Genomic DNA, 24,364 nt, shown 5'->3' on the forward strand with positions numbered 1-24,364 from the left:
TGAAAACCCCCTCCTTTGGTGGGGGTAATTTATTTCGACTACAAGCTGATAACTGACGATCAGGGCAGGACGATTCTCTTTACCAGGCTGCGAAATCCCAAGTACTCACCCGGTAAGGTGGTCATTGACGGCAGGGCCTACGAGTCACTCAACGAGGCATATGCATTTGTTATGATTAATCCGGACGGCTCCATAGAGTGGGTAAAAGTCTTCGACGAAATACTATTCAGTATCAGTACATTCGATGTAGTTGAGGATAAGCAGGGGAGACTGGTTTGGGCTATGAAGCAGTATGATCACTTGGGTACTAAAACCCTGTTGGTTGTTATGGGAAAAAACGGTAATGAGATCGGTCGCTATGCATCTGATAATTACGGTAGGACCAATACCTTGAATGGGTTTTCGCTGGTGGTGGATGATGATAACGAAACCTACTTGTTCTCTTATCAGAAGGCTGGAACTAAATTCATTGACGATACCCCACTACCCGTTACCTCACAGTACCTTCACAGGTTCGATGAAGACATGAACCTGATCCAGGTCCAATCCATGGGCTCCGATATTTATGAAACCGCGCTCAGAAAGAAAGATGATAGTAAAAGGCTATACACTCGCAACAGAGAATACCTCGTAGGGTTGGACAAAACCGGAAATGAGGAGTGGCAAATTCCCTATAACCTTACGATACGCCCCTTAGGTAGCGGTGATTCTTACATTTACCTGCATGATAGGGATCAAAATGAGCTTATTATGTATGATTATGAAGGTGAAACTGTGGGAACGCTGGATGTGCCGGATGAAAGAATGTCGTTCATAACCGAAGACACCAGGAATAACATTCACCTGTACATACGTGAAGGTGAGTTTGGCTTTGGAGAGTACAAGCATGTTACATACGATCCTATTGCAAGTGATATCGTTCCGATACCGGCCGGTTCTACCTCGTTTACCTATGAAGTAAGGGACACCCTGGATAATCGGTACAGCTTCGATGCCAACTTTATGGCCTCACAGGTGGCAGAGGATATTATGAGCGGTGAGGGAGTGAGTTCAGGCGTTCAGCAACTTTCCTTATATCCTAATCCGGCGGTTTCGGAGACTTGGTTTACTTACCCCGAGGCTTTACCCCAAAACATGTTTACTCTGACCGACCTGTCTGGCAGGGTGGTAAGCATGTGGAAAGATGTGCCCGCCACCGGTTTCAGTATTCCCCGTAACGGATTGCCGCAAGGCGTCTATCTTTGGTCATACGAAGACGGGCAGGTACGTACTACCGGACGATTAATATACAAGTGATTAATATGTATAAACGTTAATTAAAAAAGCAGCCAATATTTGGCTGCTTTTTTATTAGGTTGATGGCGCTAACAAAAAAATAATGTATAAAATTTCCATTTATCAGGGAATAAATAAAATGGATTTTCCATAGTCCATTATACATGTCTGCAATGATAATCAGGCCTATTGTCAGCTATTAGAAAGAATAACAGGGTTTTTCTTTCTAATTGTGAATAATAATACATACCAGCTATTCATATGAATTATCATATTTAATTGAACTTATTTTATAAAGTATGTTTATTGTACTTTTCAATGTTGAAATAGTTTAATTTTTTGCGTAGAATTACTTAATATACTGACAGTTAGCTGATTGTGATCATTCCTCTAACCATTTTAAGAAAGTAGGTCCTGTGCTGAATCAGGACCTTGCTAATACATTATATATGAAACAATATTACCCTATCGCTTATGAAAATTTTAAGAACCCCATTTCTGCTCTTAGCAGGGCTGTTACTTCTCTGCTTTCCCCTCTTAGCCCAGGACTATGAAATACTACGCGTGGAAAACGTGCGTAACGAGTGGAATAAATTAAAGCTCGGTAATAATCCTTCCAGTTTTTGGGATCCTCAAATTGATGTTACTATAGGCGGAAATACCCTTCTTGAGATCGAATTCAGGGTTTCCGAAGGTAGCCCGGATATGTCCAGGGTTCAGATAAGGCCTAACGGCTACTCAGGTAATCCGGTCAGTTTTGCTAATTACCTACCGCAGGACTTTGCCTATGGCTTCGACTGGTATACGATCTCCATTCCTCTGGCCGACTTCGATTCCCTCATCGACTTCACATCGGTCTACCTTTTACAGATTCCCTACAGCAACATGGCTGGCACCTTTGTCATGGAGTTTCGATCTATAGAGTTTACCGGCGGCAGCACCCCTTACGTTTGGTTCGGTGAGGGTAAACGGGATAATATACACGATGGACAAGGTTTTCCGGGGCAAATGACGGCCGCGGTCGAAAAGGAGTTTTATTATGATATCCACGTGGATCTGCCAGGCCGCAGAACTTATTATAATGATGGACTGATAAACGTGGGTACACGTAGCGACGTATGCCAGTCAGCGCTCATTGCCTGTATGCAGGATGATACATCCCGGCCCATATCCTTTGTTTCCGATCCCGTTTCAGGATGCAAACTTGTGCCTGGTACATATCAGGTCAATACCACTTTGAAAAGCGGAGCGATACACACTCAGGACTACACAGTCTCTTCATCACCTTCTATGGCAGTCAGCACAGATATCGTACCCCCTACCGCCAGTACAGCGGGTAGTGCCACCCTTAGTGTTCAGGGAGGCGCTGCTACCTATTTCACTAAAGAAAGCAGTACCTATAAGGCATTTAATGACACCATAGAGGTATACAATTGGGAGACCGATTTCAACGTACTTGATAATAATAACCTGGACGTGCAGGTAGATCTCTTTGGCAATACATATGTGTTGTACGATGAGTTTCTTCAAAAGCGTGATGAGAACGGCAACCTACTATGGACATTGACATTGAGCAATACCGGCAAAAAAGCCCATTATACAGACCCTCTTGGAAACACTTATATCACAGGTAATGCAGGTGTAAACATGACAGCTGGTACACGCCATCTGGGCAATAATAATGCTACAGGCTTTGTGGCCAGAGTAAATGCTTCCGGTGATGTAGACTGGCTCAGAGCCTGTAGTGAAGTCAATCCTGAAGCTGCTACAGGAGATGCAAGAGGCAGTGTATATTTCCTGTATCATACTCCGGGAGCCACTCTAGTGCGTTATGGTGTCAACGGTCATAAATATTGGTCAATGAGTGGCGGGAGCGGTCCTTTTGGTGGACTTACGTCAGACAATGAAGGCAACATTTATGCAGGATTCCTGGCAGGTCCTACCTTTGCCGGTACTCCGGTACCGGCCGGAGAGGGGGCTTCCGTCATTAAAACCAGTGCCTCGGGTGTAATTGAGTGGATCAGACGCATACCCTACTCCTCCGATATCAGAGGGCTGGCTGCCACTGATCTGGGTCTCATCTATGTCGTTAATGTGAATTATGTATTTATTAATGGTGGATCCATGCTCACATATAGTCACTTATCAGCCATTGATAAATTAGGAAACAATATATTCAATAAAGAGCTTAATAACCTTCCTTACTTCTATACAGTCACAGATGTGGCCACCGGCCCCTCTGGCTTCGTATATACAACAGAAAATCCGGGTGTAGTGCGTAAGTTTGATCCCCTTGGTGTTGAAATGTATACCGTTGCAGGGCCCGAGTACTATTATGCCTTTACGCCTTATATTAGCCTGGATGGTACCGGTCGTATTTTTCTGTTCGGGATCGATAGCCAGGGAAGTTCATTATACCTGAAAAGCCTTTCTCCCGCGTCATACCGTACTCTTACCATTCCTTCCGGAGCGTCTTCTTTTTATTATGAAGTTGAAGATGCCAAGGGGCAGACCTTTTCAGAAACTATCAATTTCACCACCACCTCCATTACCGGCATAAATGCCACTTTGGATAACAATGCTTATGAGATCAGTTGGGAGCCAGCGCTTGGAGAGTTTACCGGCTATGAAATTTACCGCCAGGATAGCGAACAGCTTACCCGTATCGGAAGTGTAGCCCCTTCCGAAACCTCATTTACACATTATACAGAGGTAGCGCTGAAAGATAAGCCCGAATACGTGGTTAGAGTATTAACGAACACTAGCGAAAATCAAAGCAACCCCCATAGCCCTGCCGTACTAACAGCCAAAGCCGAAACAGGAGGTAAGGTAGACCTGAACTGGCAGCCCTACACCGGTTATGAAAATGCCACATACACCATCTATCGCGGTGCCGATGAACACAGTATGGAGCCAATAGCCAGCCTGAAAAGCGACCAGTTTACCTTTAAAGACAAGCTCCCTGCCTCCGGTGAATACCTTTACCGCTTGGAAATCAAGGGCGAAGAAGGAACAAGCAGGTCCAATACGGTGGCCGCTTCTTCCGAAATCAGTGATCAGGAAGTCGCCCTATGGCCTAACCCTGCCATAGATGTCGTGCATTGCCGATGGGAGGGGAGGAGCCGTAACAATACCCTGGAGCTTACCGACCTGCAGGGTCGCTTAGTGGCCGAAATGCATAATGTGGACCCCAGCGGCTATGAGTTGAAGAGAGGGAATACGCCTGCCGGCATCTACCTCCTCACCTTCGAAGATGCCGCCGGTAAGACCACCGAGAGACTGGTATTTAGATAAATAGATGACCCACAAGGTCAGTTTCTGCCTCCCGTCTCTCTTTCGCGAGGTCACTTCCTTTATTTAATAATATATAAGAATACAATAATGACTACCAATAAATTACGACATCTGATCCTTACCCTCTTTTGCCTGTTACCACTAGCCCTCTTAGCCCAGGACTATGAGATACTACGAGTAGAAAATGTCCGTGACGGCTGGAATAAACTCAAAATGGGCAATAATCCTTCCAGCTTCTGGAATCCTAAAGTGGATGTCACTGCCGGGGGAAATACCCACCTTGAATTAGAGTTCAGAATTTCCGAGGGCACGCCGGACCTGAGTCGTTTGCAAATAAGGCCCAACGGCTATGGAGGCAACCCCATTAAACTGGCTGACTACGTGCCTGTCGACTTCACTTATGGTTTTGAGTGGTATACCATCAGCATACCCCTGGCTAACTTTGATACGGGTATCGATTTTTCTCAGCTCAATCTGCTTCAAATACCCTATAGCAATAATGCCGGCTTATTTGTGATGGAAATCCGATCCGTTACTTTTACCGGCGGAGCTACTCCCTATGTTTGGTTCGGGGAGGGTAAACGGGATAATATACATGATGGATTTGGTAATTCCGGCCAGTTGATTGCCGCCATTGAGAAAGAGTTTTATTTTCAGTATGACTATAGTTACCCAGGCAGAGTCGAAGTTGCCTATTATAATGAGGCCACGGAGGGGTATTATTTAGTTGATTCATGTCAGATACCCCAAGTTTCCTGTATACAAGATGATGAAAATAGACCTGTTGAATTTTTAGATCCAGTTGTAAGTAATTGTGAGTTTATTTCAGGTACTCACAATATTCAGGCAACTTTGAAAGATGGGTCCTTGGTTTCGGAAAGCTTTGTAATCCCGAGTCTGGAGCCATTAGGTTTAGTCTCTGCCGACCTAACCCCACCTACTGATACCATAGATGGAAACATAGAAGTAACAGTTAAAGGGGGGCGGGCACCGTATTTCTTTAGGCAGCAGGGCAGTTTTGTGTATCAGAGATCAGAGGGATTGTTTAATGAGACAGTGGATCCTTTTCAATGGTCATATAATCCTCTTTACAGTTATACCGCAACCGGACATTTTCCAGACCTACAGGTCGACCTATATGAGAATGTATATGTTCAATCAGGAGAAACCATCGAAAAGCTGGACAAATATGGGGTAAAACTATGGGATCTTCACATCTCTAATGGTTTCATTTACCAACTTTATGTTGATCCTAATGGAACTCTTTACGTATCCGGTATGGCAGAGACCGGCTTCAACCTTGAAGGTAGACATCTCGGAGTTGATACGGTTACTAGTTTTATAGCCAGAATAAATGCTAATGGTCAACTAGAATGGCTTAGAAATATTGGAACCGATAGGGTAATTGCCATAAATTCTGATAGAAAAGGCAGTTTGTATTTACTTACGGAGTCTATAAGGCTCCTTAAAATGGGAATTAATGGTGTTTTGAATTATAATATTTTATTAAACACTGACTATGAGTTTCTCAGAGCTTTTGGGAAAATAGCCTTTGATGATAAAGGAAATATTTTTGCAGCGTCGTCTAGTGGCCTTTATAGCCCTACCACCGTACTAAGCAAAATAACTGAAGATGGTAATGTGATTTTTAGCAAAAGATTAGAAGGTGCAGGCGTTGTAAGAGGAATGATCTATCGTCCATATACAGACCTTGTTATCATAGATTATCAGATGGGGCCTCATATATTTTACATGACTACTTTTAGATCTTATAATGATGATGGCACATTAAGTTATACTAATACACTAGACTTATTTAATAATACTTTCCCTGGCGTTGCATTTGATCAGGCTGGGTTGCCTTATGTGATTTTTCAGGATGCTACTATGCACCAACTTGATATGTTTGGTGCGATCGTACATTCTTATGAAATTGGTGATTGGGTAATATTTCCAGAGATGGTTATAGATGAAGTAGGCAATTTTCATATTGCTACGCATAGTGGATATTCCGGTGACTTTCCTGTTACTACTTCATCTTCTGGTTATACCCTTTTATTTAAATTTTCTCCCCCACAAAAAAGAAATATAATCATACCCAGCGGCTGGTCTGAACATAATATTTTGTTAGAAGACGTTTCTAATCAATCTTTATCGCTCAATCTGAACTTTACCACCACCTCCATCACCGGCATAAACGCCACTCTGGATAACAAAGCCTATGAAATCAACTGGGAGCCACCGCTTGGAGAGTTTACCGGCTATGAAATTTACCGCCAGGATGGCGAGCAACTTACCCGTATCGGAAGTGTAGCTTCTTATCAAACCTCGTTCACCCATTATACAGAGGTAGCGCTGAAAGATAAGCCCGAATACGTAGTAAGAGTATTGACCAAGGATGGTGAAAACGAAAGTAAACCCCATAGCCCTGCCGTACTAACAGCCAAAGCCGAAACAGGAGGTAAGGTAGACCTGAACTGGCAGCCCTACACCGGTTATGAAAATGCCACATACACCATCTATCGCGGTGTCGATGAATACAGTATGGAACCAGTAGCCAGCCTGAAAAACGACCAGTTTACCTTTAGCGACAAGCTCCCTGCCTCCGGTGAATACCTTTACCGCTTGGAAATCAAGGGCGAAGAAGGAATAAGCAGGTCCAATACGGTGGCCGTTTCTTCTGAGATCAGTGAACAGGAAGTTGCCCTATGGCCTAACCCAGTCATAGATGTCGTGCATTGCCGATGGGAGGGGAGGAGCCGTACCAATACCCTGGAGCTTACCGACCTGCAGGGTCGCTTAGTGGCCGAAATGCATAATGTGGACCCCAGCGGCTATGAGTTGAAGAGAGGGAATACGCCTGCCGGCATCTACCTCCTCACCTTCGAAGATGCCGCCGGTAAGACCACCGAGAGACTGGTATTCAGGTGAACCTCAAGTGACTTTATCAGCTATATGGCTATGGAAAGATTCTTTAGCCCTCAAACCAGAAGTAACTTATAATTTCAAACCACATGAATACGGCAACTACCACTTTTCGCACTTTCTTCCTGATATTTTTGATCTTCATGTCCTCAGGAGTTTTTGCCCGGGAGTATAACATTCTACATATAGAGAATGCTTATAATACCTGGACCAAGCTCAAGATTGGTAATAACCCTGTCGATATATGGAAGCCGGTTAATGTACTTAATGGTGGAAATACACACCTGGAAATCCAGCTAAGAGTTATTGATGGATCCCCCGATCTGTCACGGCTGGAAATACGTCCAAACGGATATACCGGTTTTCCTACGGTCAGATTCAGCAGTTATACTGATCCCGTACAAATTAAGGATGTTAACTGGACTACCCTTAAAATCCCGCTGGCAGACTTTAGCACCAGTATTGACTTCAGTCGGTTATACCTTCTCCAGCTACCATACAGCAATAATGCCGGTGCTTTTAAAATGGAAATCAGATCTATCAGATTTACAGGAGGTTCTAATCCCTATCTGTGGTTTGGTATGGATAAGACTGACAATATCCATGATGGAAACGGAAATCCAGGCCAGATGGTGGCAACAATCAGGCAACCGCAAAGCATCAATAATGATTTTCAGTTTTTAAGAGTAGAAAATCTTTATGCCAATGCCGGTATTCTCAAAATAGGGAACAATCCTGAAGATTTCTGGAATCCTAAAGTAGATGTCACTGCAGGGGGAAATAGTCATTTGGATATCACATTACGACTGGCAGAAGGTTCTCCGGATTTCTCAAAACTTGAGATTCGGCCAAATGGTCATACTGCCTCACCGGTGGCTCTCGGAGGTTACCTTCCGCCGGACTTTGAGACCGGATACGATTGGCATACCATACGTATACCCCTAGCAGATTTCGATGCTTCCATTGACTTCAATAAGGTTTATCTGCTACAGCTTCCATATAATAACGGCGCTGGCCCATTTACCCTTGATATTAAAAAAATAGCCTTTACCGGAGGAACCACGCCCTACCTTTGGTTTGGACCCGGCAAGAGAGATAATATTACCAATGAAGAGGTCTACGGGCTGTTGAATACCTCCATCAGATCGGATCTTTACCTGTCTGCAGATGTAACCTATTCAAGTGCTGTTTCCCCTATAGGTACTGCCAGTCTCATTGCTGTACACAAAGACAAGTTTGACCAAAGTGCATTTGATCATTTGTGGGTATGGCAGGATGGGTACATTGGGAGAACGAGGAACAACCTCCATCCCGGGGTACATACGGTGGTTTTTGGACCGCTTGAAGAGGCATACGATACCTTAGTATTCAGGATAGCATCAGCCGGACCACTTAGCGGTAGTGTGACGGTTAACCCACCTACTGGCGATAGTGAAGGATCCTATGCCGCATTCATCAGTGGCGGAGTGCACAAATTAGATGTAACCCGTAATAGTGGAAATGGAAACCCTATACTTACATATAAAGAATCGATTAGCTATGATTATTTTGATAGATTCATACCACAGGATAACTATCTGTTTGATGCTTATGGAAACTCCTATCGGGTTAATTATATCACTCTGGAACTCATACCTAAATCTATATCGAAGTATGATGACAAAATGAACCGGATCATGACCGTCCCTATACAAGGGGCCGCAGCTGAAGACCTTTCTTATGCTGTTGACAAAGTAGGTAATATAGCTGTTTTGGTAGTTAAAGACAGAATATATCAAAGTAACGGTTCCGTCAGGTCTTTAGAGCACCCTCTTCTTACTTTATCCTTATATAGTGCAACGGGAAAGTTGCAATGGACCAGGTTTTTACCTGAACTCCCGGTAGGTAGTGATGACACCGATTTTTATATTCACAGTTTCACAAAATCGGTACATATAGATACTCAGGGTAGAATTATCATGCTACTTTCCAGAAGAACTGAGGCAGGTAAAGAACATGTATATGTCTGTCTGGGGTTAAATGGTAATCTTATCGACTATAAAAGGTCCCGGAATTTTACTCCATTTAGTAGGTACCGGAACCATAGTGGAGTCGCTTTAGATGATAATAACGAACTATGGTTTGCCCTTCAGTTATCAAAAGGAACTATCTTTTTCGATGAGTCTCCTATACCTCAATCCGGCATTTATTTATATAAACTTTCATCTGAGGGCAAGGTTGCATTTCGTAAGCTTTTAAGTAATGAAAATAATAATTACCTAAGGTTACAGTCTATAAGAGAACCATTATTTTTGGAAGGAAGCAATTATTATTATTTCGGCCAGGATGGAAGTGTTAAGTTCTTTTTGGATTATGGTATCAATGACTTTACGCTGCGCTATGCCGGAGAGTATCTTTATTTTCAAAGGAGAGTAACCGATCCGGATAATTTTTTTGTACTTAATTATGACCTGGATACATTAGCCAAAGTCACTATACCCGAAGGCAGGTTATTATTCCTGACCGAGGGTACCAGAAAAGAAATATACATGGCTGGGCTGCCTCAAAACAGTAGTGACTGGTATAACGTGATCTACACTCCCGCCCTGATGGACGAAGGCACAATCGATTCTTATGCAACAAACTTCGAGTATGAGGTTACAGACCATGTCGGCAATAAGTTTTCCTATATCGCCAATTTTATGGCTTCACGTATAGCAGAGGAAATCCTGGATGGTTCTGGCGTTAGTAATACCTTCGAAGAACTGTCAGTTTACCCCAATCCTGCTACCTCTGATATTACCTTTCACTATAAGCAGGGTGCTCCGCAAAATCAACTGACCCTCACAGACCTCAGCGGAAAGGTCATCCAAAGCTGGCACGATGTGCCTTCCACCGGCTTCACCATACCAAGAAATGGGCTACAGGCCGGTATCTACCTCCTCACCTTCGAAGATGCGGAAAGTAAGACCACCGAACGGATTATTTTTAAATAAGACCCTTTCTACCTCTATACGCAAAAAACCGCAGCGGGCACTCCGTTGCGGTTTTTCTATGGCCGGGTAAGAGAGGGCGTCTCCTACCTGCTGTTCAATTTATTTTTAAGGGCCTCCACCGTTTTCTTGCTATTTCCTAAGAACAACTCACCATCCACTATAAAAGCAGGGCGCTTCAGAAAAGTATATTCATTCAGCAGGTGTTCACGATAATCCAGTTCACTCAGCTCCTTTTCGTGCAGCCCCAATTCACGGTATTTTCTCGACCGGCGATTGAAGAGAGCCTCGTAGCTTCCTGCTTTTTTAGCCAGTTCGTCTATCTGATCTGCTGAGGCCGGGTTAGATTTTACTTCCTGCAAGTCATACCCTTCCGGCAGGTCTATTTCTCCCAGTATTCGCATGCACGTATTACACGTCTTCAGGTAAAACCCTTTATTTTCCATATTCTGTAATTCTTTTCTGATTTTCCCGCAAAACTATCGATCCCCACCTTTCTCTCAAAATACAAATCGATACTCACTCATTCACCACTTCCACATTCATCCATTAAAAAAGACGGACCGAAGTCCGCCTTTCTCTCAATATATAAAGTCAGTTTATTATTAGTACCTGAATACGGCTACCATGTCCGCATCCACAGACTGCTCAGGAAGCTCATCTGCTGATACAATATATGTCTCCCCACCATTGAGGATCGTCTCTACGGCAGACATACTTACCATACATTCGTCCTCTTTGCCGCGGTTATCGTGCAGCTCCACATTCTGAGTATCTTTATTAAATACTCCCCACATGTGCTGAGAATCCTCCTTGACAAATAAGGTTTCTATTCGGCCATTAAGAGCTGCCGGTACAATCTGATTTATGTCATAAGATGTTTTACCAGTGCCAGCCAGGTCACCGTAATGTTTACGGTGATCATCCTTACGCTTGTCGAAGTGATCTTTCATTACCTTCCAGGTCTTTTCGTGCAGCTCCTTGGCACTCATCTGGTCAGGGTTTCCATTTATGCCGGTATCAACAATGTTATTATGTTGACTCACCTTCCGGAACATCGGCTGGAGGTAGTCAACCGATACGATGATCATAGGTGAATGGTAATCATAGATCACCTCGTTTACCGCATCATCCACAAGGCGCAGGTATTCATTCACGTAGGCATCACGGTTATCTTTGCCACCACCCTGGCCATGATAGTTGGCTGCACTGGCTGTACCGGCTGAGTTACCTACCTGGCTTCTGTACTGCAGGCTCTGTTCCATTTCATAGTACTTGAGTACCTGCTTCATGCCGTTAGGCGCATTCTCTTCCATGTTCACCTCAAATATCTCATCGCGGTTAGCTTCAAAGAATCGAACCTTACTCAGGCTTAATGCCAGCACGAAGTAAGTCCCGTTTCCACCAAACATAGGGATCAGTTCCTTAAGGTGGAACGAGTGATTCACCATGTTTTTAGCGTTGAAGTTCATCGGAAGTCTGTAGTAGCGGAAATAATCTTCCGTAATGAACATGGCCAGACCATTCCATTGGTGGCGCCAGAACTCCCCATCTTCCAGTAAGTTGCGCGCATCGCGCAGCATAGTGTCTATCTTACGGTTATCCAGGCCTTTCTCCTCCAGTTTGTTTTCAATTTCCTGTAACTGGTTCTTAAACATGATACTATCCTGCCCTTCATTCACCTCGGCCCCGCGCTGATGGGTAGGAATATAAATACTGATACAGTGCTCTCCACGCACTTTTGCTAATTCTTCCAGGTCTGCTTTGGTGAATATCTTCATAATCTATCTTTATATGTTGTGTTCATTAAATAATTCGCATTCTATAAACCTGCTAACCCCCTTAGTTGTTTGCTATTAGGCTAAACTGAAAACTAAAAGGTAAGAGAGTATTTCACATGCGGTTACCTTCCGCTTGCAGGAGGTATGCGAAAAATTTTGAGTAAATGTGGAAACCTGGTAAGGTGTTTGCTTGTATAGTAATAGTGTCTATTTATCTTCTATTATTTGGATTTAAACGGCATTTATTATTTTATTTGAGTTATCGCTTACCAAAAATCGAAAAACAACCATAGGATGATGAGCAATTTCTGGAAGAAAACGGTAGTAGGATTTTTAATGATAGGGGGCCTGTTCTCAGGACAGGTTTTTGCACAGGACGACGAGGTACCCACCGACGAGGAGCTAAAAGCTTATATCGTTGTTATGGACTCTATCGAAGACATGAAGATCTCTATAGGTGAGAGAGTTAACGAAATGATTCAGAGTAGCGAACTGATGCAGGGCGGTCGCCGGTATAAGGAGCTTGACGCTACCAAGGGCGATTCTGTGAAACTGGTGGAAATCAGTGCTACTGAAGAAGAGATAGCTGAGTATGATGCTATTATCGCTTATACTGATTCGCTGACTATTCTTTTTAAAGAAAATTATACCACGCTAATCAAGGATGACCTTGGAGCGGGCACCTATAATAAAGTGCGTAAGGCAGAGAGAGACCCCGAGGTGAAAGAACGCATGAAAGCCATCCGTGAAGAAATGAAAGAGGAGGAAGAAAGCGAAGAAGAAGAAGCCGAGGAAGAGGTCGAAGGATAAGAATTTATTTTGACTGAAAATCGAAAGGCTGCTCCGGTAACAACCGGGCAGCCTTTTTCTATTTCAGATTATTTCAAACAAAGAAGGGTAGGGGATTACATTTTTTTGATCTCTGTTTCCTCTTCCAGTCCTTCCAGCACCTCTATATTTATGCCATCTGACATACCCGTTTTTATTTCTTTTCGGGTAAAGTTCTGGTCACCCTCATGTATTTCTACAAATACCTGGTTTTCCTCCATAAGCAGGTTGCTTTCCTTCACTGCCAGCACATTGGTTCGCTTATCCAGCACAATGTCCGCATTAGCACTGTAACCCGCCCGGATAAACTGCCCCTCTTTCAAATTTACCGCCGCGCGGATCTCAAATTTTATAGCCCCTTCTTCCTCCAGTCCTTTAGGAGATATGTACTCCAGCGTAGCCGTGAAGGGTTCGTTCTCTATCGCCCCGATCTTCATCAGTAACTCCATCCCTTCCTTTATTTTACCCACTTCGGACTCATCCACTGTGCCTTCAAACACCATGTCACTCATATCGGCTATTGATACAATCGTGGTGCCTTCATTAAAGGTGTTACTTTCTATGACGAAAGAACCCTCTTCCACAGGTACATCCAGCACCATGCCACTGCTGGTAGCGCGCACTTCGTTACTCACCTGCCCGCTTTGGCGGCTGGCCCCTTCACGTACCAGCTGCAGGTTGTTCTGGGCTGCCTTTAGCGACTCATCAGCCAACTTAAAGTCCAGCTCAAACCGCCGGTATTCTACTTCTGAGATAATCTTTTTGTCAAAAAGACCCTTTTGGCGGTCCATTTCCCTTTTAGCATTGCGGTAGTTTATTTCCGCCTGGTTCAGTTCACTCTGAGCCCGGTTCACATTGACCATGTTAGGAATGATGCGGATCTTCGCCAGCAGCTCATTTTGTTTTACTACCTGCCCCGCCTCCACATATATCTTTTCTACCACGCCCGATACCTGCGATTTTACAGCCACCTCTTTGCGCGGCTTAATTGAGCCGGTAGCCACAGTCTTGAGCACGATATCCGTGCGAAAGGGTACGGATGTTTCGAATACCTCCGGCTTTTCCACCGATTTTTTAAAGAGGAAGACCCCTGTACCCACAAAGAGTACCACTATGCACATGATGAGTATTGTATAAATGACCTTTTTCATTGTCTGTTAGGTGTTTGCTTGCAGATTGTAATTAGGTTCCGGAGTTTATTCGTCTTTCAGCGCCTGTACCGGGTTTATCCGTGCTGCCTTATAGGCGGGGAGAAATCCCGCTATGGTTCCGGCAGCTACCAGTACCCCGATAGCCATGAGTGCTATTGAAAAGTCGATTTGCGGATTAAGGAAAAACTCCCCTTCCGCTCCAAATCGTTTAAGTGCCTGGGCTACTGCCTCTATCAGAAGCGTACCTGCCACCAGGCCGAAGTAACCTGAGAAGGCCGTAAGTACCAGAGATTCCTGGATAATGAGGGAAAGGATGGCCGATGGCCTGGCACCCAGTGCTTTTCGTACGCCAATTTCCCTTGTACGTTCCCTCACGATGATAAGCATGATATTGCTCACGCCGATGATGCCCGCTATGATGGTACCGATGCTTACCAGCCAGCCGAAGCCCTTCATACCCATAAAGAGTCCCTGTACTTCTTTATACTCTTCCTCTATATTGGCTGAGCCAAAGGCTTTGGCATCTTCAGGGTCCACCTTGTGCCGCTCCTGCAATAACGTCTTTACCTTGTCTTCCGCTACAGAAGCCGGGATGTTGTCCTGGGGCAAAAAGGCATACCAGCCTACATCCCCCACCTGGTTAAAGGTGTATTGCAGGGTCGTATTCGGGATGTAGATACTCTCCAGCTCCTCCATGGCCTCATCGTCCATCCGCTGGGTGCCAAACACCCCTACCACCTTAAAGAAAATTCCCCTAATGGAAATGTATTGACCGACAGGTTCAGTACCATCTTCAAACAGCACATCCCGCACCCGCTCACCGATCACCGCTATTTTTCGACGGTCCGCTATGTCTTTTTCATTGACAAAGCGGCCTTCCCTCATAGGCATGGGGCGTATGTCTATCCATGAAGGATAGTCGCCGAATACCGCGTATGAGGCACTTTTGTTTTTGCGGTTTACCGTATAGGGTCCCTGTAGCCTAAGCCTGGGAGCGATCGTTTTTACCTCCGGTATATTTTGCAGTATCGCCTGTGTGTCCTCAGTTTTCAGGCGCAGAGAGCGGCCGGGTTGAAAGCCCATATACGCCTTACTTGTTCGCTCAGTCCACATAAATACCGTGTTCTTCTGGATGTTGAAGTTAGTCATCACCCCGTTTTCCAGGCCGTTTGTGGCACCCAATAATACGACCAGCATAAATATGCCCCAGAATACTCCGAATGCCGTTAGCCCCGTACGCAGCTTATGCCTGCTCAGCGTACTGTATATTTCCTGCCATTTTTCGAGATCGAACATATCACTATAGTTTATTCAGAGCGCAGGGCTTCGATAGGTTTAATTTTTGCGGCCTTCATCGCTGGTAAAAGTCCCGAGACCGCTCCGGCTACTACAAGTATGATCGTGGCGATCATGGCCACATTAAAGTCAATAGAAGGCGCCCGGAAGAAGGGAAGTTCGCCGCCCATTTGTTCCAGGCCAAATGACATCAGCTCCAGAATACCTACGCCCGCCACAAGGCCAAAATAGCCCGCCACCGCTGTAATCAGGACACTTTCCTGAACAATCATGCTTACTATGCTGAACGGTCTTGCACCAATAGCTTTACGGATACCTATTTCCCGGGTACGCTCTTTTACGATGATGATCATGATATTACTGACCCCAATAATACCCGCCATTAGCGTACCGATGCCCACCACCCACACCAGCGTCCGAATAGCGAAGAACACATTGGTAAACTGCTTGTAGTTTTCCTCCGTATTATTAATGCCTAAAGCCTGGCGGTCAGCAGGGTCGAAGCGATATTTTTTAGAAAGCGTCTCAATGATACCCTGCTCCATTTCCTTGGCAGAGACCGTTCCGTCTGTGGTAATGGCGAACATGGTGATGCGGTTGCGGTTATCAAATACCTGCTGAAAGGTGGTGATGGGGATGTACACCCGCTCCTGATTCCGGCCATTATTGCTATTATCTGTAAAGACCCCGATCACCCTGAAAAAACTATCCTTAATCCGGATGTACTCTCCTGTAGGGTCTTCTGTCTCAGGAAATAAAATATCCGCCACACGCTTACCTATGGCTACCACTTTGCGTTTTTCCATAAGGTCAAGCTCATTCAGGGGCCTGCCTAAGTAGTGCTGCTGCTGATAAATACGGTTATAATCATCCGTAGTAGCCATTACCGTAAAGCTCCCGAAATTGGCGCCGTACTGCAGGGTAAAATCTCCGCCCAGTGTACTTCGCGGAGCTACCAGGCCCACACCGGGCACGTTCTCTTTGATCAGTTCCGCATCGTCCCGGTCAAAAATAATGCGACGGCCGGGTGACATACCTTTCCATGGCTTACTCGTGGTGCCGGTCCACATGTAAATGCTGTTAATCGCCTCATCGGCAAAATCCTTTTCCACACCTTTTTGAAGGCCCGTGCCTGAGCCCAGGAGGAAGATGAGCATGAAGATGCCCCAGAATACCCCGAAAGCTGTAAGCGCCGTGCGCAGTTTGTTCTTGCGAATAGTGAACCAAATTTCCTGTAAGTTGTCTAAATTCAGCATGTTAGCTATAATTTTGCTTAGGAAATTACCTCGGCATTTTGTTCCCTGCCTATGATCATTCCATCCCGGAGCATGATCACCCGTTCCGTTTTTTCTGCGATATCATCTTCGTGAGTAACGATGACTATTGTCTTTCCCATTTGATGCACCCGGGCAAAGAGCTCCATCACCTCATGAGAGGTTTTGGAGTCAAGGGCTCCGGTAGGTTCATCCGCAAGGATCACTTTCGGGTCATGTATCAGCGCACGGGCGATGGCTACCCGTTGTTTTTGCCCGCCGGATAACTCCGAAGGCAAGTGGTCAGCCCTGTCCTCCAACCCCACCATTTCCAGGTATTTCATCGCCTCTTGGTGGCGCTTGCGCCGGCCCACCTTCTGATAGTAAAGTGGCAGGGCCACATTTTCAGCAGCGGTTTTAAATGAAAGGAGATTGAATGATTGAAAAACAAATCCCAAAAAGCGATTACGATAGTCTGCTGCCTTTGCCTCGGAAAGGTTTCGGATGGGAGTGCCGGCCAGATAATAATCCCCTGAGTCATAGCCATCCAGTATGCCCAGGATATTCAGCAGCGTACTTTTGCCAGAGCCGGAAGAACCCATGATCGAGACCATTTCTCCCTTGTCTATTTGTACATCGATACCCTTGAGCACCTCAAGTCGCTGGTGACCCATCGGGTAGCTTTTTCGAATGTTTTTAAGGCTAATCATGCAGACCGTGTGTTTTGGCAATTGTTTTTCGAACATCGTGCCACAAGCTCAAATAGCCCCTCAGATCATCTCAGGCAATATACTGCGGTTACTATCGTTACAAATCTGTTCGTATTCGCACCCCGGGGTGTTCAAATATGTACAGTTACCGGATTGAGTTTTTGGAAGGAAGTGGTACCGGGCCTTATCTAGTAATCAGCCTCCAAATACTACATGTGCATTCAGATAACGATATTTTCAAGTGCACTCATATTAATATAGTTAAATTTTTAGCCATCTTTGCAGGATAGTGGTCAGTGATTTTTTACATGTGGTGGTGAAAGGGCTTTGGCTTCTGGTTGTATGTGGTGTGTTGAGTGTGCCCGGTGCGTTTGCCCAGGCCTTCGACCCTTATAGCCTGGAGTATGGGACGGAAAACCCTCCCCTGAATAAGTTCCGGGTGATACTGAACAAGATCACCCTGAGCGTTAATTCTGGCTATGGGCATACCTTTTACAATCATGACATTCCACCTACCGATGCCCTCATCGAACGGAACGGTGAGCTGATACTGGTGCCGGATGCACCTGCTTCCATGGGGCAGGGGTCTCAGGTGATCGGTGTACGCAACTGGCTCAATAACCCTTCCTCAGAAAACCTCATAGTCTCCTCAGAAGATCAGGTATTTACTACCAGCGATACGGAAACCTACAGTTTTGCCGGAGAAGGTAAGTCAGTACCTCTTAATCTGATGCTATACGGAGTCATTGCTAAAAAATTCCGCATCGGTGCCGGGTTTGGTCTTCAGTATCATAGTATTCGCTACCTGCAGGAAAAGAACGGCCTCACTCCTGACTACCAGGCCGATCTCAGCGGCCTGCAGACACGTTGGTGGATCATGGGAGGCTATACGATTTACGAATACTGGGACTATACCTTCACAGGGGACTTCCGTGTGGGTAAGATCAACCGTGGTGGCGATTTCAGTAAAACGCAACTTGATCAGGGCCTTACTTTCAACCTGGGAGTTACTATAGATAAAAACCTCAGCAAGTACTTCCGTGTATTTCTTAGACCCAGCTACGATTTCGGGGGCTATACTGCTCTTATCCCCAGTGGTACCGACATCCGCCACCGTGCCCCCACCGTATTTCTGGAATTCGGCATCAGCCTTAATTACCCCATTATGCCCCGCTCCCCAATTAAGGCAGACCATATGCAAATGGAGCATGTAGTGAACCACCCTCGCACTGGTAAAGCCATGTGGGTGAGGGGCCAGCCTATCACCAAAAAGCAAAACCCGCGGGTAGGCGAAAACCATCCTGTACTATTTAAGTATAAAGGCAAGAATAAGCGGAAAAGAAACCCTTATTAAGCCTCTTCTAATTGCATTTTCTGAAGGAAAATTGATTGGGTAGGTTACCAAATTTTATGTAACTTGCGCACCATTTCTGTTAGGAAACTTTAACATTATTTATGGCAGAAGGATCGAACGAAAACATCATTCCTATCAATATCGAGGACGAAATGCGGGGAGCCTACATCGATTATTCGATGTCGGTTATCGTATCTCGTGCCCTCCCCGATGTGCGCGACGGGTTGAAACCGGTGCACAGGAGGGTCCTCTATGGAATGATGGACCTGGGCGTTACATATAACAAGCCTTACAAAAAATCAGCAAGGATCGTGGGTGAAGTACTCGGTAAGTACCACCCCCACGGCGACAGTTCAGTTTACGATACCATGGTGCGGATGGCGCAGCCCTGGTCACTCCGCTATCCACTTGTGGACGGGCAGGGTAACTTTGGCTCCATCGACGGTGACTCACCGGCTGCCATGCGTTATACTGAGGCCCGCCTGCAGCGTATTTCAGATGAAATGCTGGGCGACCTGAATAAGAACACTGTCGATTTTCAGTCAAACTTCGATGACTCCCTTAAGGAGCCGTCCGTATTACCTGCCAAATTACCTAACCTGCTTCTGAACGGTACCTCTGGTATTGCCGTAGGTATGGCCACAAATATGGCACCCCATAACCTTACCGAGGTAGTGGCCGGCATCAAGACCTATATCGATAACCGCGATGTATCGATAGAGGAACTCATGCAGCAAATTACCGCACCTGATTTCCCTACCGGGGGAATCATATATGGATATCAGGGTGTGAAAAATGCCTTTGAGACCGGTCGTGGCCGTGTGGTGATGCGGGCAAAGGCTACCTTCGAAGAGACCAAAACGGGCAGGGAGATGATCGTGGTCACTGAGATCCCTTATATGGTCAACAAGGCCAACCTGGTAGAGAAAACTGCCATGTTGGTGAATGAGAAGAAAATAGAGGGAATCAGTGAGATTCGTGATGAGTCTGACCGTAAGGGTATGCGTATCGTGTACGAACTCAAGCGTGATGCGATGCCCAACATCGTCCTGAATAACCTCTACAAGTATACGCAACTACAGACCTCGTTTGGCGTGAACAATGTGGCACTGGTAAAAGGCCGTCCTGTTACGCTGAACCTGAAAGACATGATCCACCACTACGTGGAGCACCGTCACGAAGTGGTTATTCGACGTACTCAGTATGAACTGGATGAGGCCGAAAAGCGGGCCCACATCCTGGAAGGCTACCTTATTGCCCTGGATAATCTGGACGAGGTTATTAAGCTTATCCGTGAAAGCCGCGACCCTGAGACGGCACGTAATGAACTGATCAGCCGTTTCAAACTCAGCGAAATACAGGCACGTGCGATACTGGACATGCGCCTCCAGCGTCTTACCGGACTTGAGCGCGAGAAAATCCAGCAAGAGTACGACGAAATACAGAAAACTATCGAATATCTGCGTTCTATCCTTGCCAATGAGGAGATGCGGATGGACATTATCAAAGAAGAGCTCGACGCCCTGTCAGAGCGCTACGGTGATGAGCGCCGTACCGAAGTGGTACACAGTGCAGATGATCTCACCATCGAGGACATGATTCCAAATGAGGAAATGCTTATTACCATTTCTCATGAGGGCTATATCAAGCGTACGCAGCTCAGTGAATACCGTACCCAGGGCAGGGGAGGGGTAGGCTCCCGTGGTGTATCCACCAAGGACGAAGACTTTACCGAGCATCTTTTTGTGGCCAGCACCCATAACTACCTGCTTATCTTTACCGAGGCCGGTAAGGTATTCTGGCTGAAGGTATATGAGATACCCGAAGGGAGTAAGGCAAGTAAAGGCCGGGCAATTCAGAACCTGATCAATATTGAGAGCGGCGATAAAGTACGTGCCGTAATCAATGTTCAGAACCTGAGCGACGAGGACTATATTAATAATAACTACCTGGTAATGTGTACTGAAAGAGGTACCATTAAAAAAACCAGCCTCGAAGCTTATAGCCGCCCCCGAACCAATGGTATTAACGCTATTACAATTAATCCGGGTGATCGTCTGCTGAATGTAAGCCTTACCAATGGCGACAATCATATAATTATTGCGACAAGTTCCGGCCGTTGTATTCACTTCCATGAAACCCAGGTGCGCCCTATGGGCCGTACAGCTGCCGGTGTACGTGGTGTATTCCTGGCTGACCAAGAAGATCATGTAGTTGGCATGGTTTGTGTTGCTAGGGAAGAGGCTACCTTATTGGTAGTAAGTGAAAGAGGTTACGGAAAGCGCTCACTTGTAGAGGATTACCGTATTACGAAGCGGGGTGGTAAAGGAGTAAAGGCTATGCGCCTTACCGAAAAGACCGGTGCTCTCGTGGCCATCCAGGAAGTAGTGGATACAGATGACCTAATGATTATAAATCGTAGTGGTATCACCATCCGCATCTCTATGGACAACCTGCGCGTAATGGGACGTAATACTCAGGGAGTGAAGCTGATTCGCCTGAATGACACAGACGCTATTTCTTCCGTAGTAAGTGTGGAGAAGATAGAAGATGAAGAGGGCGAAGATATTGCGGAAGCGCTGGATCCGGAAGCAACTGCCGCCGGTGAAAACCCGGAGGAAGGTAATGGAGAAGGGGATGGAAATGAAACCGAAACCTCTCAAGAGTAGTTAACTGATTTTGCAACCAAAATAGTCCAGAAACACAACTGAACAAGAATTTTTTATCCATGAAACGAATAATTTTAGCACTTATCGTTACTGTAGTGGCTTTTTCAGGTAGTATGGCCCAGAAAAAGACGCTTAGAGATGCTGAGAAGGCGCTTAGGAAAGAAGAGTATTCTGAAGCTATGCAGCTTATCAGCGAAGCAGAGCAGCATGAGGAGACTGGCAGTGACTCAAAAACATATTTTGTAAAAGGTCAGATCTATGCCGGTGTAGCTGAGAATGCTCCCGACCTGGAAGAAGATGCCCTGGAAAAGTCTATCAAAGCTTACCAGAAAGTAGTGGAGATGACTGATGAAAAGGACAAGTACAACGGCCTGGCTGCACTTCAGCTTAACCAGTTATACACTAACCACCTGAACGCCGGCGCTACGGCTTATCAGAGTGGTGATCTGGAAACTGCCTATAATGAATTCGAAGTTGCTTCTATGGCTGACCCTATGGATACCACTGCGGTACTTTATGCCGGTGTGGCTGCCCAGCAGCTTGAGAATTATGAGAATGCGCTGAAGCATTACTATACCCTGATCGATGATCTTGATTACACAGGACAGGATGTATATTCAAGTGTAATTCTCTTCGAGCTTGACGTAAACGAAGATCCTGAGAAAGCCCTTGAAGTATTAGGACGTGCCCGTGAACTGTATCCTGAAAATCAGGACTTCATGACACAGGAGATAAACATCCTGATTGAGCAGGAGCGTGCTGATGAAGCCCGTGCCAAACTGCAGGAAGCGATCAAGAACAATCCTGACAATGCAACAATGTACTACAACCTCGGCTACCTCAACGATGAGATGGGTAAAGAGGATGAAGCTATGGCTGCATACAAGAATGCAATCGAGATCCGTCCTGATTACTATGAGGCTAACTTTAACGTAGCAGTAGCTTACTATAACAAAGCAGCTGACTTGCTTAAAGAGGCTAACAATCTGGACCTGAAAGAGTACCAGAAAAAAGGCCCTAAGATGGAACAGGAAGCTAAGGGATACATGGAAAAATCACTTCCTTACCTTGAAAAAGCTCATGAGCTTAAGCCTGAAGAAGTAATTATCATCGAAACGCTGCAGGCAGTATATACTCGCCTGGGTATGAATGATAAAGCCATGGAAATGAAGGAGAAAGCCGAAGCAATGTACGACGGCGAGTAATTTCTTCTGACATATTCTGAAATATAAGACCGGCAGGGCAATCCCTGCCGGTTTTTTTATGCTCTGCCAGGTAACCCCATACATGAATAACTAACTATTTAGTTATAGGAGGGAGGCTGTCTTTGTGATCCCAGGCAGGTCTGAGTGCAAGCCTCCTGACCAAACCCACCCGCAACCTTTGCTGGTTTGGATACAATTCAGCCCTTTCATGAGCCATAGTTTCCACTTTGGTAGTGGTGTTGGATAGCTCAGGTATAAAAGGGGTAGAGCTGAGGTCTCTCAGGACTTTTGTCACGAAGGAAAGAAGTGGGGAGAGCATCACGCATTTCTTGCAGATGTACACGCTCTTTTTCGTTCCAGTTATTTTGCAGTACGTAGTCCAGCTGAGACGGCGCGCTCATAATGGCCACCTATGCGGGTGGTTGACTGGAGTGGGTACGATAGGAAGGTTCATAAGACTGTACATGGAGATAATGTAAAGTGCTGCAAATGAGAGGCCTGAGAATTTTATGAATAGTCTGTGAGCCCAAGAGTTTGTTTAAGCCTCAAATAAGAGTCTCTATTTTTGCATAGAATAAAATGACCGCCCCTTAGTACGTTCTGTTTTGAAATAGCGCGCCTCATAGTTGTTAGAATAGTAAGTCTGGGAGGGGAGGATGAGATTCACCGGATTCAGTATTTTCATAGGGTTTAGCAAGGATCAAAAAGCGGGGAGGCATTTCAATAAATTTTACTTAACATAATATAAATTATGTAACTATTGTCTACTTTATTCCTTGAAGATAGCCGTATTGACGCTGGGCTCTGGCTCGGTTGTCTATTTACAGGTAAAAAAAGTTAGCTGCCTTTGGCAACGAACTTCCTCTTTGATATTCCATCTGGAACCGGTACAGATATCTCTAGTCTTTGGCGAACACCGGAAATTTACCAGCATCACCATAATCTTTTATTTCCAGACTATTTAGTGTTTGCATGTCTTCGTCTGAAATGGTGAAATCAACCGCTGCATTAGACTTCATGTGGTCTGGGTTGGTCGTCTTTGGTAGCGGCAGTAAGCCGAGTTAGAGATCGTACCTAATACCGAGCTGCGGTACTGATACATCATATTTGTCGGCGATAGCTTTCATGTCATCGATTTTTAACAAAGCGCCGTGCCCTATTGGTGAATATGCCTCTACCAAGAGGTCATTTTCCTCACAGAAACTGATGAGTTCGGCTGGTCTGTTTCCGGCATGAACCAAGGTTTGATTTACCATGGGCTTTACGGATGCTGACTCAAGGATAAAGTTTACCGGCATTGTATGCTTCTTCGAGCGCTTTCCATGCTTCACGATTGCCTTCGAAGTAACGATCATCTTCCTGAAAATGCTTCCAGGGTTTGGGGCTATGGATAATCATCATGTCAATGTAATCCACATCCAGTTTTTGCAGGGAGTCGTCTATGGCCTCCTTTGCATCCTGATAGGATTTAGCCTCGGTAGCGAGTTTGGTAGTGACAAAAATATCCTTCTCTTTTTACCCCGGAGGCTTTACGGCTTTTTCTACCTCATCATTATCAACTAACGATGTTCCTAATCCTAATTTTGGGATATTTACCCCATTCGATAATGTATAATTTTCTTTAAGTATCATATTATAAAAAATGACTAAG

17 protein-coding genes are annotated in these 24,364 nt (G+C 45.3%); 8 read left to right on the top strand and 9 right to left on the bottom strand.

The window, feature by feature from the left end; translation table 11 throughout:
• Nucleotides 1-18 precede the first annotated feature (18 nt).
• The 4 genes from AB9P05_RS19090 (at nucleotide 19) to AB9P05_RS19105 (ending at nucleotide 10,469) form a co-directional block, all read left to right on the top strand.
• Nucleotides 19-1,296, top strand: coding sequence for a T9SS type A sorting domain-containing protein (locus AB9P05_RS19090; RefSeq protein WP_371911370.1), 1,278 nt, complete (start codon nucleotides 19-21; stop codon nucleotides 1,294-1,296).
• Nucleotides 1,297-1,749: 453 nt separating this feature from the next.
• Complete coding sequence (locus AB9P05_RS19095; protein ID WP_371910435.1) at nucleotides 1,750-4,569, top strand: T9SS type A sorting domain-containing protein; 2,820 nt, start codon at nucleotides 1,750-1,752, stop codon at nucleotides 4,567-4,569.
• 87 nt (nucleotides 4,570-4,656) lie between these two features.
• Entirely contained in the window at nucleotides 4,657-7,500 is a 2,844-nt protein-coding gene (locus tag AB9P05_RS19100; RefSeq protein ID WP_371910436.1) for a T9SS type A sorting domain-containing protein, read from the top strand.
• Nucleotides 7,501-7,583: 83 nt separating this feature from the next.
• Nucleotides 7,584-10,469, top strand: coding sequence for a T9SS type A sorting domain-containing protein (locus tag AB9P05_RS19105; RefSeq protein WP_371910437.1), 2,886 nt, complete (start codon nucleotides 7,584-7,586; stop codon nucleotides 10,467-10,469).
• Between the two features lie 83 nt (nucleotides 10,470-10,552).
• Here the strand turns inward: AB9P05_RS19105 and AB9P05_RS19110 are convergent, their stop codons facing one another.
• Together AB9P05_RS19110 and AB9P05_RS19115 are read right to left on the bottom strand one after the other, a co-directional pair.
• Nucleotides 10,553-10,912: an arsenate reductase family protein gene (locus AB9P05_RS19110; protein WP_371910438.1), complete on the bottom strand. Its 360-nt coding sequence runs from the start codon at nucleotides 10,910-10,912 to the stop codon at nucleotides 10,553-10,555.
• Between the two features lie 159 nt (nucleotides 10,913-11,071).
• Nucleotides 11,072-12,247, bottom strand: coding sequence for a hypothetical protein (locus AB9P05_RS19115; protein WP_371910439.1), 1,176 nt, complete (start codon nucleotides 12,245-12,247; stop codon nucleotides 11,072-11,074).
• A gap of 294 nt (nucleotides 12,248-12,541) precedes the next feature.
• On the opposite strand from AB9P05_RS19115, the gene AB9P05_RS19120 reads away from it, so the two are divergent.
• Nucleotides 12,542-13,057, top strand: a complete 516-nt coding sequence (locus AB9P05_RS19120) for a hypothetical protein (protein ID WP_371910440.1) — start codon at nucleotides 12,542-12,544, stop codon at nucleotides 13,055-13,057.
• Between the two features lie 95 nt (nucleotides 13,058-13,152).
• On the opposite strand, the gene AB9P05_RS19125 is transcribed toward AB9P05_RS19120, so the two are convergent.
• From AB9P05_RS19125 to AB9P05_RS19140, 4 genes are read right to left on the bottom strand one after another with little or no spacing between them, the layout of a single operon-like run.
• Nucleotides 13,153-14,226, bottom strand: a complete 1,074-nt coding sequence (locus AB9P05_RS19125) for an efflux RND transporter periplasmic adaptor subunit (protein ID WP_371910441.1) — start codon at nucleotides 14,224-14,226, stop codon at nucleotides 13,153-13,155.
• A 45-nt stretch (nucleotides 14,227-14,271) separates the two neighbouring features.
• Complete coding sequence (locus AB9P05_RS19130; protein WP_371910442.1) at nucleotides 14,272-15,522, bottom strand: ABC transporter permease; 1,251 nt, start codon at nucleotides 15,520-15,522, stop codon at nucleotides 14,272-14,274.
• An 11-nt stretch (nucleotides 15,523-15,533) separates the two neighbouring features.
• On the bottom strand, nucleotides 15,534-16,778 hold the full coding sequence (locus tag AB9P05_RS19135; protein WP_371910443.1) for an ABC transporter permease: 1,245 nt from the start codon (nucleotides 16,776-16,778) through the stop codon (nucleotides 15,534-15,536).
• A 17-nt stretch (nucleotides 16,779-16,795) separates the two neighbouring features.
• Entirely contained in the window at nucleotides 16,796-17,485 is a 690-nt protein-coding gene (locus tag AB9P05_RS19140; RefSeq protein WP_371910444.1) for an ABC transporter ATP-binding protein, read from the bottom strand.
• A gap of 289 nt (nucleotides 17,486-17,774) precedes the next feature.
• Here AB9P05_RS19140 and AB9P05_RS19145 point away from each other — a divergent pair, with 289 nt between their 5' ends.
• The 3 genes from AB9P05_RS19145 (at nucleotide 17,775) to AB9P05_RS19155 (ending at nucleotide 22,713) form a co-directional block, all read left to right on the top strand.
• Nucleotides 17,775-18,839, top strand: coding sequence for a hypothetical protein (locus tag AB9P05_RS19145; protein WP_371910445.1), 1,065 nt, complete (start codon nucleotides 17,775-17,777; stop codon nucleotides 18,837-18,839).
• Nucleotides 18,840-18,940: 101 nt separating this feature from the next.
• Nucleotides 18,941-21,508, top strand: coding sequence for a DNA gyrase subunit A (gyrA, locus tag AB9P05_RS19150; RefSeq protein ID WP_371910446.1), 2,568 nt, complete (start codon nucleotides 18,941-18,943; stop codon nucleotides 21,506-21,508).
• 59 nt (nucleotides 21,509-21,567) lie between these two features.
• Complete coding sequence (locus AB9P05_RS19155; protein WP_371910447.1) at nucleotides 21,568-22,713, top strand: tetratricopeptide repeat protein; 1,146 nt, start codon at nucleotides 21,568-21,570, stop codon at nucleotides 22,711-22,713.
• Nucleotides 22,714-22,961: 248 nt separating this feature from the next.
• On the opposite strand, the gene AB9P05_RS19160 is transcribed toward AB9P05_RS19155, so the two are convergent.
• The 3 genes from AB9P05_RS19160 to AB9P05_RS19170 form a co-directional block, all read right to left on the bottom strand.
• Nucleotides 22,962-23,114 carry a hypothetical protein gene (locus tag AB9P05_RS19160; protein WP_371910448.1) on the bottom strand — a complete coding sequence of 51 codons (153 nt, stop codon included), beginning with the start codon at nucleotides 23,112-23,114 and terminating at the stop codon, nucleotides 22,962-22,964.
• A 660-nt stretch (nucleotides 23,115-23,774) separates the two neighbouring features.
• Nucleotides 23,775-23,969, bottom strand: coding sequence for a hypothetical protein (locus AB9P05_RS19165; protein ID WP_371910449.1), 195 nt, complete (start codon nucleotides 23,967-23,969; stop codon nucleotides 23,775-23,777).
• A gap of 19 nt (nucleotides 23,970-23,988) precedes the next feature.
• Nucleotides 23,989-24,216, bottom strand: coding sequence for an aldo/keto reductase (locus tag AB9P05_RS19170; RefSeq protein ID WP_371911371.1), 228 nt, complete (start codon nucleotides 24,214-24,216; stop codon nucleotides 23,989-23,991).
• Between the last annotated feature and the right edge of the window lie 148 nt (nucleotides 24,217-24,364).

Source organism: Roseivirga sp. BDSF3-8 (assembly GCF_041449215.1).
Classification (GTDB): Bacteria; Bacteroidota; Bacteroidia; order Cytophagales; family Cyclobacteriaceae; genus JBGNFV01.

What these genes read in the sequence shown, in the direction of transcription:
- AB9P05_RS19095 (WP_371910435.1), top strand. Translation starts at nt 1,750, where the DNA reads ATGAAAATTTTAAGAACCCCATTTCTGCTCTTAGCAGGGCTGTTACTT.
- AB9P05_RS19100 (WP_371910436.1), top strand. Translation starts at nt 4,657, where the DNA reads ATGACTACCAATAAATTACGACATCTGATCCTTACCCTCTTTTGCCTG.
- AB9P05_RS19105 (WP_371910437.1), top strand. Translation starts at nt 7,584, where the DNA reads ATGAATACGGCAACTACCACTTTTCGCACTTTCTTCCTGATATTTTTG.
- AB9P05_RS19110 (WP_371910438.1), bottom strand. Translation starts at nt 10,912, where the DNA reads ATGGAAAATAAAGGGTTTTACCTGAAGACGTGTAATACGTGCATGCGA.
- AB9P05_RS19115 (WP_371910439.1), bottom strand. Translation starts at nt 12,247, where the DNA reads ATGAAGATATTCACCAAAGCAGACCTGGAAGAATTAGCAAAAGTGCGT.
- AB9P05_RS19120 (WP_371910440.1), top strand. Translation starts at nt 12,542, where the DNA reads ATGATGAGCAATTTCTGGAAGAAAACGGTAGTAGGATTTTTAATGATA.
- AB9P05_RS19125 (WP_371910441.1), bottom strand. Translation starts at nt 14,226, where the DNA reads ATGAAAAAGGTCATTTATACAATACTCATCATGTGCATAGTGGTACTC.
- AB9P05_RS19130 (WP_371910442.1), bottom strand. Translation starts at nt 15,522, where the DNA reads ATGTTCGATCTCGAAAAATGGCAGGAAATATACAGTACGCTGAGCAGG.
- AB9P05_RS19135 (WP_371910443.1), bottom strand. Translation starts at nt 16,778, where the DNA reads ATGCTGAATTTAGACAACTTACAGGAAATTTGGTTCACTATTCGCAAG.
- AB9P05_RS19140 (WP_371910444.1), bottom strand. Translation starts at nt 17,485, where the DNA reads ATGATTAGCCTTAAAAACATTCGAAAAAGCTACCCGATGGGTCACCAG.
- gyrA (WP_371910446.1), top strand. Translation starts at nt 18,941, where the DNA reads ATGGCAGAAGGATCGAACGAAAACATCATTCCTATCAATATCGAGGAC.
- AB9P05_RS19155 (WP_371910447.1), top strand. Translation starts at nt 21,568, where the DNA reads ATGAAACGAATAATTTTAGCACTTATCGTTACTGTAGTGGCTTTTTCA.
- AB9P05_RS19160 (WP_371910448.1), bottom strand. Translation starts at nt 23,114, where the DNA reads ATGAGCGCGCCGTCTCAGCTGGACTACGTACTGCAAAATAACTGGAAC.
- AB9P05_RS19165 (WP_371910449.1), bottom strand. Translation starts at nt 23,969, where the DNA reads ATGGTAAATCAAACCTTGGTTCATGCCGGAAACAGACCAGCCGAACTC.